The 16,067-nt window shown below is 59.7% G+C and carries 12 protein-coding genes and 4 pseudogenes; 15 read left to right on the top strand and 1 reads right to left on the bottom strand.

Annotated features, from left to right (window positions below; all coding sequences use genetic code 11):
• The first annotated feature begins 228 nt into the window (after nt 1-228).
• From NKH98_RS26080 to NKH98_RS26040, 9 genes and pseudogenes are all read left to right on the top strand, one after another.
• A complete protein-coding gene (locus tag NKH98_RS26080; RefSeq protein WP_352615318.1) occupies nt 229-822 on the top strand; it encodes a NodA family N-acyltransferase in 594 nt (197 codons plus the stop codon).
• Nucleotides 819-1,478, top strand: coding sequence for a chitooligosaccharide deacetylase NodB (gene nodB / locus NKH98_RS26075; protein ID WP_352902869.1), 660 nt, complete (start codon nt 819-821; stop codon nt 1,476-1,478). The genes NKH98_RS26080 and nodB overlap by 4 nt, the downstream gene beginning before the upstream one ends.
• A gap of 14 nt (nt 1,479-1,492) precedes the next feature.
• On the top strand, nt 1,493-2,818 hold the full coding sequence (gene nodC, locus NKH98_RS26070; protein ID WP_352902866.1) for a chitooligosaccharide synthase NodC: 1,326 nt from the start codon (nt 1,493-1,495) through the stop codon (nt 2,816-2,818).
• 63 nt (nt 2,819-2,881) lie between these two features.
• Nucleotides 2,882-3,478, top strand: coding sequence for a nodulation methyltransferase NodS (gene nodS / locus NKH98_RS26065; protein ID WP_352902940.1), 597 nt, complete (start codon nt 2,882-2,884; stop codon nt 3,476-3,478).
• A gap of 35 nt (nt 3,479-3,513) precedes the next feature.
• Nucleotides 3,514-3,759 (top strand): annotated as a pseudogene (locus tag NKH98_RS26060) (carbamoyltransferase N-terminal domain-containing protein); the annotation flags it as partial.
• Nucleotides 3,760-3,802: 43 nt separating this feature from the next.
• Nucleotides 3,803-4,714 (top strand): nodulation factor ABC transporter ATP-binding protein NodI, encoded by a 912-nt coding sequence (gene nodI, locus NKH98_RS26055; RefSeq protein ID WP_023719311.1) that lies wholly within the window; start codon nt 3,803-3,805, stop codon nt 4,712-4,714.
• Between the two features lie 3 nt (nt 4,715-4,717).
• Complete coding sequence (locus NKH98_RS26050; protein WP_352516374.1) at nt 4,718-5,506, top strand: ABC transporter permease; 789 nt, start codon at nt 4,718-4,720, stop codon at nt 5,504-5,506.
• Between the two features lie 67 nt (nt 5,507-5,573).
• Complete coding sequence (locus NKH98_RS26045; RefSeq protein WP_352516375.1) at nt 5,574-6,536, top strand: LysR family transcriptional regulator; 963 nt, start codon at nt 5,574-5,576, stop codon at nt 6,534-6,536.
• Between the two features lie 8 nt (nt 6,537-6,544).
• Nucleotides 6,545-6,807, top strand: a pseudogene (locus tag NKH98_RS26040) (hypothetical protein); the annotation flags it as partial.
• Nucleotides 6,808-6,884: 77 nt separating this feature from the next.
• Here NKH98_RS26040 and NKH98_RS26035 read toward each other — a convergent pair.
• Nucleotides 6,885-7,265: pseudogene (locus NKH98_RS26035) on the bottom strand (transposase domain-containing protein); the annotation flags it as partial.
• Between the two features lie 436 nt (nt 7,266-7,701).
• Here NKH98_RS26035 and NKH98_RS26030 point away from each other — a divergent pair.
• The 6 genes and pseudogenes from NKH98_RS26030 to NKH98_RS26005 form a co-directional block, all read left to right on the top strand.
• A complete protein-coding gene (locus NKH98_RS26030) occupies nt 7,702-8,493 on the top strand; it encodes a calcium-binding protein (RefSeq protein ID WP_352450736.1) in 792 nt (263 codons plus the stop codon).
• Between the two features lie 396 nt (nt 8,494-8,889).
• Nucleotides 8,890-10,659, top strand: a complete 1,770-nt coding sequence (locus NKH98_RS26025) for a type I secretion system permease/ATPase (protein WP_352450798.1) — start codon at nt 8,890-8,892, stop codon at nt 10,657-10,659.
• Entirely contained in the window at nt 10,634-11,947 is a 1,314-nt protein-coding gene (locus NKH98_RS26020) for an HlyD family type I secretion periplasmic adaptor subunit (protein WP_352450735.1), read from the top strand. The genes NKH98_RS26025 and NKH98_RS26020 overlap by 26 nt, the downstream gene beginning before the upstream one ends.
• A gap of 670 nt (nt 11,948-12,617) precedes the next feature.
• On the top strand, nt 12,618-13,835 hold the full coding sequence (locus NKH98_RS26015) for a tyrosine-type recombinase/integrase (RefSeq protein WP_352450734.1): 1,218 nt from the start codon (nt 12,618-12,620) through the stop codon (nt 13,833-13,835).
• A gap of 325 nt (nt 13,836-14,160) precedes the next feature.
• The gene (locus tag NKH98_RS26010) at nt 14,161-15,069 is read left to right on the top strand and encodes a tyrosine-type recombinase/integrase (protein ID WP_352902861.1); all 909 of its coding nucleotides are present in this window, start codon (nt 14,161-14,163) and stop codon (nt 15,067-15,069) included.
• 2 nt (nt 15,070-15,071) lie between these two features.
• A pseudogene (locus tag NKH98_RS26005) lies at nt 15,072-15,992 on the top strand (IS91 family transposase); the annotation flags it as partial.
• Nucleotides 15,993-16,067 lie beyond the last annotated feature (75 nt).

The raw sequence follows: 16,067 nt of genomic DNA, 5'->3' as shown, positions 1-16,067 counted from the left end.
AATCAATTTTACGAATTTACGAACCATGCATTAGAGGAACGTAAATGACCGACGTCAAGCTCAAATCGACGGCGCCGCCACACGGGCGGGAACATCGAGAGAGCTCATTGGCGAGCCCCACCGGCTGGCTCACCGTCGCTAACGACAACGGTTGAGTGCAGCCAACAACGCCGCCGCTTTGGCCGGGTAATGCGGCCCGCAAGAAACTATTTTGAAGAGAGGTCCTGAATGCGCCCTCAGGTGCAGTGGAAATTGTGCTGGGAAAACGAGTTGCAGCTCTCGGACCACGTCGAGCTCGCCCAGTTCTTTCGTAATACCTACGGGCCGACTGGGGCGTCCAACGCAGAACCGTTCGAAGGTAGTCGAAGCTGGGCCGGAGCCAGGCCTGAACTCCGCGCAATCGCCTATGATTCGAGCGGTGTAGCGGCTCACATGGGCATACTGCGCCGTTTCATCAAGGTTGACGCGGTCGATCTGTTGGTGGCTGAGCTGGGCCTGTACGGGGTACGTCCGGATCTTGAGGGTCTCGGAATCGCCCATTCAATCCATGTCATGCTTCCAATACTGCAGGAGCTTGGCGTTCCATTCGCTTTCGGAACCGTCCGGGACGCGCTGCGGAATCATGTTGAGAGGTTCGGGCGGCGATACAGCCCTATGGCCGTTTTGTCGGGAATTCGCGTGCGCTCCACCCGACCAGAGGCGCGCCTCGACCTGCCGCCCACACGCATCGATGACGCACTCACCATTGTTCTGCCAGTTGGACGGCCGATCAGCGAATGGCCCACGGGCACGATGATCGATCGGAACGGACCAGAGCTATGAGCCGTCCCGATTGCTTGTACGAAGTGCGCCGTGAGTGCTCTGACGGCACCGGCCGTCGCAGCGTTTATCTGACGTTTGACGACGGTCCCAATCCACTTTTCACACCGGAGATTCTGGATGTGTTGGCAGAGCAGCGGGTGCCGGCGACTTTCTTCGTCATCGGCGCCTACGCCTTAGAGCACCCGGATCTAATCCAACGAATGTTTGCAGAAGGGCACGAGCTAGGCAACCACACGATGACTCATCCGGATCTGTACAAATGCGGCTTCGGCGAAGTGCAACGTGAGATCTTTGAAGCGAACGGCGCCATCATGAGGGCGTGCCCTCAGGCCTCGGTGCGCTATATTCGCGCGCCCTACGGGGCCTGGAGCGAAGAAGTCTTCACAGCGTCACAGATCGCCGGGCTGACGGCCCTCCATTGGTCCGTCGACCCTCGAGATTGGTCTCGCCCTGGGGCCGACGCGATTATCGGTACCGTGCTCGCCTCTGTCCGGCCGGGCGCAATCGTACTCTTGCACGACGGATGCCCTCCCGGCGAGTTGAGCCAGGGCGCTCACGCCGGTCTGCGCGACCAGACGGTCACGGCGCTGTCCCGGCTGATTCCAGCACTTCATGAGCGCGGATTTGTAATCCGCTCACTTCCTCAACATCACTGAACAAACGAGATCCCATGACTCTTCTTGGTACAACCAGCACTGTGGCCATTTCGCTTTATGCACTGCTCTCGACTGCTTATAAGAGCATGCAGGGGATTTATGCTCTGCCGACAAACGACTCATCGGCGTTGGAGGATCTCGTCGGCTCCGATCAACTGCCCAGCGTGGATGTCATCGTCCCCTGCTTCAACGAGGATCCGCGCACGCTTTCAGAGTGCCTGGCGTCCATTGCAGACCAAGAATACGCCGGAAGACTTCGGGTCTATGTGGTTGATGACGGTTCTGGAAATCGCGAAGCCGTAGGAACTGTCCACGAAACCTACGCGCGCGACCCTAGGTTCGACATCATTTTGCTTCCCGAGAATGTTGGAAAGCGCAAGGCGCAGATCGCCGCGATACGCCGCTCATCCGGGGATTTGGTGCTTAACGTTGATTCAGACACGATACTCGCGCCCGACGTCATCACCAAGCTTGTACCGAAGATGCGAGATCCAGCGGTCGGCGCAGTCATGGGTCAGTTGATTGCCAGTAACCGGAGCGAGAGCTGGCTGACAAGGCTGATAGACATGGAGTACTGGCTGGCTTGCAACGAGGAGCGCGCGGCACAGGCTCGCTTCGGTGCCGTTATGTGCTGTTGCGGCCCATGTGCCATGTACCGCCGGTCTGCGCTCCTTTTGTTACTGGACCAGTACGAGTCGCAATTTTTTCGGGGCAAGCCAAGCGACTTCGGGGAGGATCGCCATCTCACTATCCTCATGCTGAAAGCAGGCTTTCGAACCGAGTACGTTCCGGGCGCCATCGCGGCCACAGTCGTTCCGAACAGACTCGGACCGTATCTGCGCCAACAACTCCGTTGGGCACGAAGCACATTCCGGGACACGCTGCTTGGGCTGCGCTTGCTGCCCGGCCTCAATAGCTATCTCACGTTGGACGTGGTCGGACAGAATCTCGGGCCGCTACTCCTCGCCCTATCGGTACTAACGGGCCTCGCACATTTCGCACTGACAGGCACTGTGCCTTGGTGGACAGGACTGATGATTGTGTCCATGACCATGCTCCGATGCAGCGTGGTAGCATTTCGTGCTCGACAGTTTCGATTTCTGGGCTTTTCCCTGCACACGTTCATCAACATCTTTCTCTTACTTCCCTTGAAGGCCTACGCGCTGTGTACATTGAGCAATAGCGATTGGCTGTCGCGAAGCTCTGCTGTCGCTACATCGAACACTGGGGGAAAACAGGCCCCCACCCAAACTCCGATCGCTGGATCAAGCAGGGCAGAATTCTCACCGCATGCGGCTCCGCTTCGCAGGCTCAATCTTGCGCGGATCCTTCGGGATTAGCGCTGTCGAGCAACATCTGCGGCGACCTAGGTGGACGAGAGGTGGACGAGTTTGACCCAGAACATGAATCATCAGTTGCTCGATCGGGAATTGGCCGCAGACGATCCGTGGCGCCTCGACGGCAATCCGTTCGAGCGGGAGCGCCACACGCAAATGCTCCGGATGGCGCTTGCCCAAGGCTCCATCACAAATGCCCTCGAAGTCGGGTGCGCTGCCGGCGCATTCACGGAGAAACTAGCCCCCTGCTGCCAAGGGCTCACCGTCATCGATGTCAGGGCGCAAGCGATTGCTCGAGCACGTCAACGGATGAAGGAGTCGCCGAGCATCAACTGGATGCTCTCCGATGTTCAACAGTTTTCGACCGACCAGTTGTTTGACCTGATCGTTGTGGCAGAGGTCCTCTACTACCTCGAAGACATAGCCGAGATGTGCGCGGCCGTCAAAAACCTGGTGCGGGTGCTTGCGCCAGGCGGGTATCTGATCTTCGGATCGGCAAGGGATGCTAATTGCCGTCGCTGGGGTCATGCAGCTGGTGCTGAGCCGGTCATCGCCATGCTGAACGAAACGTTGATCGAGGTAGAGCGTCTTGAGTGTCGGGGCGAGTCGGCTAACGAACACTGCTTGCTCGTCCGTTTCCGGAACCCGCTTTCCGCTTCCTGATGAATCGAATTTATCGCCGTTAACGTGGAGACACTATGCGCATCTGTGGTATCAAGCTGACCCATGACGGGGCGATCGCCCTTGTCGAGGATGGACGGCTCGTCTTCTGCGTTGAGCAGGAAAAGCGGCACAACAATCCGCGTTACCAAACCATCGATAATCTCGACGCAATTGTCGCCGCTTTGGCGGAACAGGGGCTAAATCCTTGTGATGTCGATCAGTTCGTTATCGACGGCTGGGATGGCGAAGACGAGTCACAGTTTCAGGTCCGGCAGGCAACCAAGCAACCGCCAGTCTTGGCGACCCTCTCGGTAAAATGAACCCATGTCCATGGTAGCGATCGATCTTACTGACGTAAGCAAAACTTATGACAAGCTCGTTGTCGACAGACTGTCGTTCCGCGTTGCAGCGGGGGAATGCTTCGGGCTCTTGGGACCGAACGGTGCGGGCAAAAGCACGATTGCGCGTATGGTCCTCGGCATGACATCGCCTGATGCGGGGAAGATTACTGTGCTCGGCGCTCCAGTGCCGGCGCGCGCGCGTTTGGCACGTATGCGCATCGGCGTGGTCCCGCAGTTCGACAATCTTGATACCGCGTTCACTGTACGCGAGAACCTGTTGGTGTTCGGGCGCTACTTCCGGATGAGCAGACGCCAGATCGAAGCGGTTATACCGTCGCTGCTTGAGTTCGCCCGCCTCGAGAACAAAGCGGATGCGCGCGTCGCCGAACTGTCCGGCGGCATGAAGCGGCGCCTGACGCTCGCGCGTGCGCTGATCAATGACCCGCACTTGCTGGTGATGGACGAGCCGACCACCGGCCTCGATCCGCAGGCCCGCCACCTGATCTGGGAACGGCTGCGATCGCTGCTGGCGCGGGGCAAGACTATTCTTTTGACTACCCATTTCATGGAAGAGGCCGAGCGGCTGTGCGATCGGCTGTGCGTTATGGAGGAGGGGCGCAAGATCGCCGAAGGCCGCCCGTCCGCACTCATTGACGAGCAGATCGGCTGTGACGTGGTCGAGGTCTACGGCGGCAATCCGCATGAACTGGGTGCGCTGATCCGGCCGTACGCACAGCGCATCGAGGTGAGCGGTGAGACGCTTTTTTGCTATGCACCCGATCCGGAGCAGGTGCTGGTGCAGCTACGCGGGCGCGCGGGTCTGCGCCTTCTGCAGCGTCCCCCCAATCTCGAGGATGTGTTCTTGCGGCTAACCGGGCGCGAGATGGAGGACTGAACAATGGGCGAACGTTATGCGGCGGGCATGCCCGCCAATGCGTGGAATTGGGTCGCGGTTTGGCGCCGCAACTATCTTGGATGGAAGAAAATCGGGCTTGCATCGGTTCTCGGCAACCTCGCCGATCCGATGATCTATCTGTTCGGTCTCGGCTTTGGCATCGGAACAATGATAGGTCCTGTTGATGGCACTTCGTACATTGCGTTTCTCGCGGCTGGCATGGTTGCCACAAGCGCGATGGCATCGGCGACCGCTGAAACGGTTTACGGGAGTTTCGGCCGCATGGACCACCAGCGCACCTGGGAAGCAATGCTATGCACTCAGCTGACGCTCGGCGATATCTTACTCGGCGAATTGGCGTGGGCAGCCACCAAGGCCCTGATGGCGGGCACAGCAATCACTATTGTTGCCACCACGCTCGGCTACGCATCGTGGCCATCCATCCTCTGCTTGCTGCCAGTCATCGCTCTCAGTGGCCTCGCCTTCGCGAGTCTAGCGATGGTCGTCACGGCGCTTGCGCCCAGTTATGAATATTTCATATTTTATAATACGCTTGTTATAACACCCATGCTGTTCCTTTGCGGCGCGATGTTTCCGGTCAACCAATTGCCCGGCGCTTTTCAGGACGTCGCCTCCTTGTTGCCGCTCGCACATGCAATTGACCTCATTCGTCCGGCGATGCTTGGCCGTCCGGCCGGCAGCATGGGCCTGCATATCGGCGCGCTTTGCATATACACGGTTTTGCCGTTCTTCCTATCGGTTGCTCTATTTCGTCGTCGGCTGATGCGTTGACGCTACTCACCATTCGTAAAATTGTTTCTTTGGGCGATACCCATCCACGCGTCGGATAGGTCAATACATGCGTTTTAAGGGACTCGATCTAAATCTCCTCGTTGTGCTGGACGCTTTGATCAGGGAGCGTAAAGTCACCGCCGCGGCCCGCAGTATTAACCTGAGTCAGCCGGCCATGAGCGCCGCCGTCGGTCGGTTACGCGCCTATTTCAGCGATGAGCTATTTACGATGAACGGCCGCGAACTCATTTTGACACCGCGCGCGGAGGGGCTCGCCACAGCAGTCCGGGAGGCATTGCTGCACATCCAGCTGTCGATTATTTCCTGGGACGCCTTTAACCCGGCCCGATCGGATCGTCGCTTCCGCATCATCCTTTCCGATTACCTCACGCTCGTATTTTTTAAGAAGATCGTAAAGCGTGCTGCGCGGGAAGCTCCCGCCGTCCGCTTCGAATGTCTGCTTATTTCCGACGACCCCGAGGAGCTTCTCCGGCGCGGCGACGTTGATTTTCTGATTATGCCGGAAGTGTTCATGTCGAAACATCCTCGCGCAGCCCTGTTCGAAGATATGCTCGTATGCGTAGGCTGCGGCACGAACAAGCAGCTGTCAGAGCCACTTACATTCGACCGATACTTGTCGATGGGGCAGGTTGTGCTTAAATTCGGGGACACCCGGCAGCCCTCCATCGAGGAATGGTATTTGCTCGAGAACGGTTTCGAGAGACGTATCGAGGTCGTCGTACAGGGCTTTAGCATGATCCCGCCCCTTCTATCAGGCACCAACCGCATTGGGACAATGCCCTTACGGCTGGCGCAGCATTTCGCAAAATTAACACCCCTGCGGATTGTCGAACTTCCGCCGCCACTTCCTGCCGCATTCACGGAGGCCGTCCAATGGCCTGCGCTTCACAATAATGATCCGGCAAGCCTATGGATGCGGGAAATGATGTTGCAGGAGGCATCTCGTATGATTACCCCGCCTAAGAGCACCGGACGTCTCAGTTGTCGGCCGACGACCCCTCGGTTATGAGAGGAGGCATGGATGGCGATTGGGATTGGGCGATTCCTGCATTGTCGAGAACGATGCAGGGAGAGCAGATCCTTCAGCCTGAAGAGGTGGCAGCGATGCTGCCGCTGCATGAGCTTGGCTGGGGAACCGACGGGCGAATGAATTCGGGTGCGCTCGCAACACGGTGCCTCGGTATCTAAGCGAGGGCGGGACTGTTCCGTTTCGCAAGCCTGTGCGGCCGACCGCGTTTGACGGACTGGACGATTGGCTGCGGGAGCGCTTCTTCCCCCATGGCTCGGGCTGGATGACGATCTCGACCCGCTCCAGATGCGCCGGGAACGCCTTGTGCGGTCGCGCAGCACGTCGCGGCTCGCCTGTCGGTCTTGCGGCCTCGAGCTCGGACTCAATCGCGCCGAGCCCGGTCTGGATTTCGTCGAAGGCGAAGGCCTGCTGGTCACGTTCGAGCTTCTCGGAGCTGCGACCGAAGCGGCGCGCTCCAGCTGCTTGACGATCCCATGAAGGTCGGCGATCCGCTCCTGGGCAGGCTCGTTGAGTGTCGCCATCCGGACGATCTCGGCCTTGAGTGTTTCGCTCCGGAGTTGTTGCAGTTCGGCCTTCTCCGCCGCCATGGCGACGAACATCGCCTTGAGCGTATCGATTTCGTGGGGACGGGCCGAAGCGCTTCTCGTCATGACGCCGACAGAAGCTTATTGTGCACGGCCTGAAGCCCGCCTTTTGCGCCTGAGTCACTTCGCCACCGCCTTCCGGCCGGACGCCGTCGCCGTTCGGCTCGAACGCGTGTCCAGTCCATGCCTTCGACGAGCGCCATCAGTTTCGGCGCGGCAAGCCGATCACGCCGTTCTCCGCCAGCGGAACTTGTCCTCGTCCAGCGCTCACGGTGCGGGTATGCCGGCGTCGAGCAAACAGAGAGAAGTTTGGGGCCCAACCAGGACGGCCCCGTTACGAAGTTCGTCCTGGTCCCGGTTTGAGTGTCGAATCTTCATCGATTGCTTGGGCGACCAGCGTCCCCGCCGCCAGCGAGCCCGCAACTGCTCAGCAGAAGGGCGAAGTGAACGTGAATGCATCCATTTCGTAAATGTGTGTCTATCCAAGCAATCGATTTCTCTAATTATCCGATGAGCAATATGAACGCGTCAGGCAGGGTGCATCATTAGGAGTATTTTCGATGGCAAAGATTATCGAGGGTGGCCCGGGTGCCGAAACACTCATCGGCACCGAGCTTGACGATTGGATGGAGGGTTTCCAGGGCGGTGACTGGATTGACGGTCGTGGCGGCAACGACGAGATCTCGGGTGGCCCGGACAGTGACCGACTCATCGGCGGCAAGGGTAACGACCGCATCTTCGGCGGAGACGGCTGGGACGATCTCTCCGGCGACAACGGCCGCTTCAACCCGCGCGTCTCCGGTGAGGACAATGACAGGCTCAGCGGCGGTCCCGGCCAGGATGTCCTCTACGTGGGTGACGGCCAGGACACGTTGACCGGGGGCACCGACAGTGACACGTTCGTGTTCCAGTTCCACAATCCGGTGCCTGGGGTTGTCGGGTCGAAGTCGGACATTACCACTATCACCGATTTCAACCCGGCGGAGGACAAGTTCGCCTTCGATGCGGTGGGCCTCTACAATGACGGTTTTGGCGCGAACTTCGTCAACAACGCCAGCATACAGTCCGGCTACCCGGTGAGCAGCTTCTACAGTGGTGCGGCCTCGGGTGCGAACGGCGAACACGTCGTGGTAATCACTGGCGAATCTTTCAACTCTGCTTCTGAAGCCGCGAGTGCGATCTCCGGCGAGCACGCCGGCGACATCATTGTCTACCAAAGCAGCTACACCGACAGAGTCGCAACTCTGGCCTATGTCACCGCCGACAACAGCGCGCATGAATTCGTCCACCTGGGCGGTGTGGTCACCGTGGCCGACCTAGGCCTGACCGCGTCGGACTTCACCTTCGTTTGATCCAGAAAACCCATACGGAACAGCGCCCCGCCCCCCGGGGGCGGGCGCTTTCCGTTTCCGCTACTTGCGATGGGCCGGGGCGCCCGGGAGCAGTCGCAGCGTGTACAGCTTGACGAAGCCCTGCACGTCGCGCTGGTCGTACACCGAAATCTCCCTGAAGGCGTGGAGGCGGAAGCCTGTTCGGGCCCTTGCGGCCGGCCACGATGACGTTGCCCTTCCAAACCTTCAGCCGGACGGTGTTGTTGTTGACCCGCTCCATTAGATGCCAAACCAAACATATTCGGCGGGAGCACTGATCCTGAATCAGCGAGCGGATGCAGTCGGTCGCCGCTCGGGGAGCAATATGGGGAGCTGGGTCGCCAGATCCTCACGGAGACCTACGTGAGTAACCATTCCTTGAAGGATTCAGCTTTGAGACCTTTCCCTCTGACTTCCGCTATTTGGGGAATTCTGTTGATCAGCGGCGTGGTCAACGTGCTTGCGCTGATCTCGCCGCTGTTCATGCTTCAGGTCTACGACCGCGTTCTGGCAAGTGGCAGCGTATCGACGCTAGTGGGGCTCGTCGTGCTTGCTGCAGGGCTTTATGCGTTCCAATGCCTGCTCGATGTTTTGCGCGCCCGCGTGCTGCTGCGGATTGGCGAGCGTTTCGATGAACAGTTTTCCGGACGCGTTCACGATGCGATCGTTCGCCTTCCGCTTTTAACGCGCATGCCGGGCGACGGCTTGCAGCCGCTACGCGATCTCGACAATGTTCGCGGATTCTTAGGTGGAAACGGCCCGACAGCGTTCTTCGATCTGCCATGGATGCTGCTTTATCTTGGCATTTGCTTCCTCTTTCATTTCTGGATCGGCATGACGGCACTTATCGGGGCGATCGGTCTCACATCTCTGACACTCCTTACCAACACTCTCTCGCAAGGGCCGATACGCGATACCATTGACCACAACATGGTACGCAATGGTCTACTGGAAGCAGCGCGCCGCAATGCCGAGGTCGTGCAAGCTCTCGGTCTCGCAAAGCGGATCGCTGCCCGATGGCACAAGGCCAATGCCAAGTATCTGGCCGCCAACCGGAAAGTCGGGGACGTGGCAGGTGGGCTGGGTGGCATTTCAAAGTCGCTGCGCGTGCTGCTGCAATCGGCCATTCTTGCCGTCGGCGCGTACCTTGTCATCAGGCAGGAGACTACGGCCGGGGTCATGATTGCCAGTTCGATCACGATGGGGCGTGCGCTGGCTCCGGTCGATCTGGCCATTTCAAGCTGGAAACCCTTCCTCATGGCGCGCCAGGGTTGGGCGCGGCTGGAGGACCTCTTGGGAAAGGTTCCTGAAACCGCTCCTGTTATGCCAATGCCTGCACCTGAACGCGAACTCCGCCTCGAAGGCGTGACAATCGTTCCGCCCGGCGAAAGGAAGCCGACCGTGACCGGCCTTGCGTTTGCCGTTCAGGCGGGAAGCGCACTCGGGATCATCGGTGCATCGGGTTCGGGCAAGTCGACACTCTCGCGCGCCATCGTCGGCGCATGGGCGCCGGTCGCCGGAAAGGTTCGCATCGACAGCGCAAGCCTCGATCAATGGGACCGGGAAGCGCTAGGCCGTCATATCGGCTATTTGCCGCAAGGTGTTGAACTATTCGACGGCACCATTGCCGAAAACATCGCTCGTTTTGAAGATAATCCTGACCCTGAGGCTATTGTCACCGCGGCGAAAGCAGCGGGCACGCACGAACTGATCCTCCGATTTGAGCACGGCTACGAAACTCCGATTGGTGAGGCCGGATCGGCACTTTCCGCCGGGCAGCGCCAGCGTATCGGTCTTGCCCGTGCTCTTTATCGAGACCCTTTCCTTGTTGTGCTGGATGAACCCAATGCCAATCTCGATGCGGAAGGCGAGGCTGCGGTTGTCAAGGCGATCGCCTCCGTGCGCGAGCGCAAGGGCATTGCGGTTGTCGTTGCCCATCGGCCGAGCGCCATCCGCGCCGTGGATTTGGTGTTGGTGATGGAAGGTGGACGGCAGCGAGCATTCGGTGCGCGTGATGAGGCGCTTTCCAAAGTCCTTAAGGGGGCAGCGATGGCATCAGGCGCTGGGGTCAAGGCCATCGAGTCTACACAGGATAACGAGCGCGCTGACATGGAGGATCCCGGTGTCCGGCATTCATCAGAACAATGACGTTTCCAGGTCCATTCGCCGGCACCTGGTGGCGGGCCTGCTGGCGAGCGTGATCTTTGTGGGAGGAGCCGGAGCCTGGGCGGCCTTCACGAATCTCTCCGGCGCGGTTGTCGCGTCCGGACACTTTGTCGTCGATTCCTATGTGAAGAAGGTGCAGCACCCGACCGGCGGGGTGGTGGGAGAAATCCTGGTGAGCGAAGGTGATAAAGTAAAAGCCGGCGACATCCTCATGCGGCTCGACGCCACCCAGACGCGCGCCACTCTCGCTGTAGTCACCAAGCGGCTCGATGAGCTGGCCGCCAACCTGGCACGACTCGAAGCTGAGCGTGACGATCTGGCGGAGATCGCCTTCCCGGACTGGCTGCTCGCCCGCAGAGATGTTCCGGACGTAGCTTCGGCAGTACATGGCGAGACGCGGCTGTTCGAATTCCGCAGACAATCCCGCGACGGAAGGCAGGCGCAGCTAGCGGAACGCATCACTCAATATGAGCACGAGATCGAGGGGCTCAAGGCGCAGGCAATCGCTTCTGAGAAAAGCACCGAGATCCTCCAAAAGGAAATTGCTGCCCTGAGTGGGCTGCGCGACCAAGGCATTGTCTCGGACCAACGCTTGAACAGTCTGAAGACGCAGGTTGCCACTTTCGGCGGCGAACGCGGTGAGAAGATTGCACATCAGGCACAGACGGCAGCCCGCATAGCCGAAACGCGCCTGCAGATCCTGCAGATCGATCCGGATTTCAAGACGGAAGTCGGCCAGGAGCTCAGAGAGGTTCAGGCGCAGGTTGGGGAGTATGTTGAGCGCAAGGTGGCGGCTGAACAGGAACTGCGACGGATCGATATTGTCGCGCCGCAGTCAGGCGCCATTCAACAACTCGCAGTTCATACGGTCGGAGGAGTGATCACGCCCGCCGATCCGATTATGCTAATCGTGCCGGAAGGCGACGATCTTGCGCTTGAAGCACGAATCACCCCGAAGGACATCGACCAAATCCAGCTTGGTCACAAGGCCGTGCTGCGGATGTCAGCCTTCAATCTGAGGACCACGCCGGTATTGAACGGATATGTCAGCCGGATCGCAGCCGATCTGGCGACGGACGAAAAAAACGGCGTTTCGTATTACCTGGTGCGTCTGTCGGTTCCGCATGCGGAACTGACGAAGCTCAAGGACCTGACGCTCGTGCCCGGCATGCCGGCCGAAGCGATGATCCAGACGGGCGAGCGTACGGCGCTTTCTTATTTTGTGAAGCCGCTGTCGGACCAAATCAGTCGCGCATTCCATGAGGAATGAAAGTAACCACAGAAACATTTTGTTGGTATTCTTGTTGGTTGTTACGCATGCATGAGAGTCATAACCGTCTGAAAACACAGCCATACTTTCCTCAGTTGGATTCCGCCTCTGACTCAGATTCGTGGTTCCACGGTCATTTTGCCCTTCCAAGTCGCCGACCATTCAGTTCTTGGCCTCGAGCGCATTAAGATACCCATCATCGTACACAAAGGCTGGAAAAGAGTCCGGTGTCTTGAGCGATCCTGAGGTCTGGAGACCTAGGGTGAGCCTGCAAGCACAGGGCTAGGACATGATTGAGCGTCTGCAATATTCGGACGGGTACATAGGAAGACAGGCAGGCGTCAAAAACGCGCTTTCAACGCGCTAAACCGATGCTACGCACCCCGAGCGTCTTGCCGCCCTCGCTCCCGCCGGTAGGAATCAATCGCGAGCAGGCTGCGACGTTCATCGGCGTAAGCTCAACGACCTTTGATGAAATGGTCCAGGACGGCCGGATGCCCCAGCCACGAATGCCGAGCAAGGGGCGCATTGTTTGGGACGTCGAGGAACTTGTATTGGCCTTTCGAAAGCTCCCTCACCGCCAAATCGGAGGAGCACCAAAGCTTGACGAAGATTCGCCGCCACTAGACAATCCTTGGGATCGAAAACCACGAACATGACGGATGAGCCCGTGAAAATCGATCTTAAGGGCGTAGTGAAGGACACTGATCGCCACGGCAATGATCGGTACTATTTTCGCGCACCGGGTCGGAAGAAGGTCCGGCTCCGTGAACCGACCGGCAGCGACGAGTTCCTCGAGGAACTGCGGTGCGCGCGCGCCGAGGTCACTTATGTTCGGCCCGGCACTCTTCCCGAGATTTGCCGGCGCCTCCCCAAGCCTTCCGAGCCAGCGAAGAAAGGCACGTTGCTGTGGCTTTGCCAGGAGTATTACCGTCGGGGCGGCACGGAAATCACCCAAGACACTATGGCGCGCCGACGAGCAATTCTGGAGCGCGTATGCGAATTACCTCATCCCCTCGAAGGTGACCCGGATCCTCAGTATCCCACCAAGGGATCTCTGCCATTCGCCGGTATGAAACGGTCTCATGTTAAGGAGATCAGGGACACCAGGCTCGACGCCCTTGGCGCGGCAAACAATATCGTAAAAGCCATCAGCGCGATGTTTGAGTGGGCAAAGGACACAGAGATTCCGGGCGTCGACTCCAATCCCGCCCGCGGCATCAGACGGCTAAAGAGCGGCGACGGCTGGCACGCATGGGACGTGTCGGAGATCGTTCAATATGAGAAGCGGCATCCGCTGGGTACCGCAGCCAGACGTGCGCTCTCGATCTTCATGTTTACTGGCCTGCGGTTGTCCGACGTCGCGATCTTCGGTCGACAGCACATCACGCTCGTCTACAACGAGGAGACCGAGCAGTGGGAGAAGTGGATCAGAATTAAGCCTGGGAAGACCAGTCGTAACAAGGATGCGGTGTTGGTGGAGCTCCCGCTTCTGCCCGAACTAGAGGCGGAACTTGAGCACACGCCCTCCGACCAGATGACCTTCCTGGTCAATGAGTATGGTCGCCCGTTCTCGGAGAACGGTCTGGGCAACAAGATGCGCCAGTGGTGTGATCAAGCTGAGCTGCCGCACTGCAGTGCTCATGGAATTCGCAAGGCCGGCGCGACGATCGCCGCTGAGAACGGCGCGACGCACGAGCAGCTGAAGGCGATATATGGGTGGACTACGTACCAGCAGCCCGACCACTACATCAAGAAAGCGCGTCGCCGGAAGGTAGCGAGAGCGGCGAAATACCTGCTGGTTATCGATCGAAAAGAGAACAAAATTGTCCCACTTTCTGAGGGGGTTGAAAGAGGTGGGACAAAAATGGCCAAAAAATCCAATTAAATCAACGGCCACAAAAGCCAATGGTGGGCCCGGAGGACGTATTAAAATCTTTGATTTTATTGACTTTTTCGTGGGCAAAAATCAGAAATCTTCCCGTATCGTTCCGTATGCTCCCGTGACGCCATACAGTCCACTCTAGCTAACCTCGTTTGCGAACGTTCGGAGCCAGGCTCCAGAATGACCGCATTGGGGCCGGAGAACGAACCCGCTGCGCGGGATGGGCGCGTGCGGTGAGGTAGAGATCACGAGCCGGACGTCGCGCTCGCATTGAGGGTGGTTCGGCAGCGGCAGAGCATCACAGGCTTCTTCAACAAGGAGCCTGACCATGCCCTATCCTGTTCTCGATGCACCGATCAGTCCACTGCGGCAGCGGCTGATCGACGACATGAACATGCGGCGTTTCTCACAGGAGACGCAGCGCAACTATCTCCGCGACATCGGACGCTTGGCGACGTTCCTCGGGCGTTCACCAGACACAGCGACCACCGACGACCTGCGCCAGTTCCAGATCGAGCAGCAGGACGACGGTGTTCCCGTTCCGACGATGAACAGCATCGTGTCGGCGCTGCGCTTCTTCTTCACGCATACGGTCGATCGTCCCGATCTGGCACGCAAGCTCGTTCGTCTGGCGCATCCGCGCAAGCTGCCGGTGGTGCTGAGCCGCGATGAGGTCGCCCGGCTGCTCAACGCCACCACCTGCCTCAAGCACCAGGCCGCGCTGTCGGTCGCTTATGGCGCGGGCCTGCGTGTGGCGGAGGTGGCGATGCTGAAGGTTGCCGACGTCGATAGCGAGCGCATGCTGTTGCGCGTCGAGCGCGGCAAGGGCGGGCGATACCGCAACGCCATGCTGTCGCAAGACCTGCTCTTGTTGCTGCGCCAGTGGTGGAAGGTCGGACGCCAGCAGGGCGTGATGCATCGCGACGGCTGGTTGTTTCCGGGGCAGCATGCGATGAAGCCCATCAGCACCCGCCAGCTCTATCGCGTGGTCGTCGAGGCAGCGCAGGCGGCCGACATCGCCAAGCGGGTCGGGCCGCACACGCTGCGCCACAGCTTCGCCACCCACCTGCTGGAGGACGGCACCGACATCCGGATCATCCAGGTCCTGCTCGGGCACGCCAAGCTAAATAGCACCGCCTTCTACACCAAGGTTGCAACCCGCACGGTGCGCGCCGTCACGAGCCCGCTCGACAAGCTTGGCCTCTTCAAGCCGGAAGAGATCTCACCCGACGGCTGAGCGTGCGCGCCTCGATCGAGGTTGCCGACATCTTCCGCACTGCCGGGCCGGCCTACCGGGCCGCCCATGCAGGGCATCTGACACTGCAGCAGCTCAAGGTCATGTCGGCGATCGAGCACTGCCGCACCGCAGCCCTTGGCGGTCACGTGGAGGCCTGCGAGGACTGCGGCGAGTTGCGCATCGCCTACAACTCCTGCCGCAACCGGCACTGTCCGAAGTGCCAGGGCGCCACGGCGCGGACATGGCTTGCCGAGCGCGAGGCCGACCTGCTGCCGGTCGGCTACTTCCACGTTGTCTTCACGCTGCCCGCCGAGGTCGCCGACATCGCGTTCCAGAACAAGGCGGTGGTCTACGACCTGCTGTTCCGTGCGGCCTCGGAGACGATGCTGACGATCGCGGCGGATCCGAAGCATCTCGGCGCGCGCATCGGCATCACCGCCGTGCTCCACACATGGGGCTCGGCGATGACACACCATCCGCACGTGCACATGATCGTGCCGGGCGGTGGCATCGCGCCGGACGCTAGCCGGTGGATATCGTCGCGTCCGGCCTTCCTGCTGCCGGTGCGCGTGCTCGGCAAGCTGTTCCGCCGCCTGTTCCTCTCCCGGTTGGTCGCGCTGCACGACGCTGGCCGGCTCGCCTTCTTCGGCGCAATTGCTCATTTCGCGGAACGGCGGGCATTCTTGCGCCACCTGTCGCCGGTCCGGAAGAAGCGCTGGGTGGTCTACGCCAAGGCGCCCTTCGCCGGCCCGGAAGCGGTGCTCGCCTACCTGTCGCGCTACACCCACCGGGTCGCGATCTCGAACAGCCGCCTCATCCGCCTCGACGAGAGCGGCGTCACCTTCCGCTACAAGGACTATCGTCGCGAAGGCGCCGACCGGCAGCAGCTCATGACGCTTGGCCCCGACGAGTTCATCCGCCGCTCACATGACGAGTTTCAGGTCAAGTGATATCAAAGGCGCATAAATCCTCCTTTTCTGTTGGCGGAGCTTCCAGGG

The organism is Mesorhizobium sp. M0833, from assembly GCF_040319905.1.
Taxonomy (GTDB): domain Bacteria; phylum Pseudomonadota; class Alphaproteobacteria; order Rhizobiales; family Rhizobiaceae; genus Mesorhizobium.
This window is presented reverse-complemented; position numbering and strand designations above follow the sequence as displayed.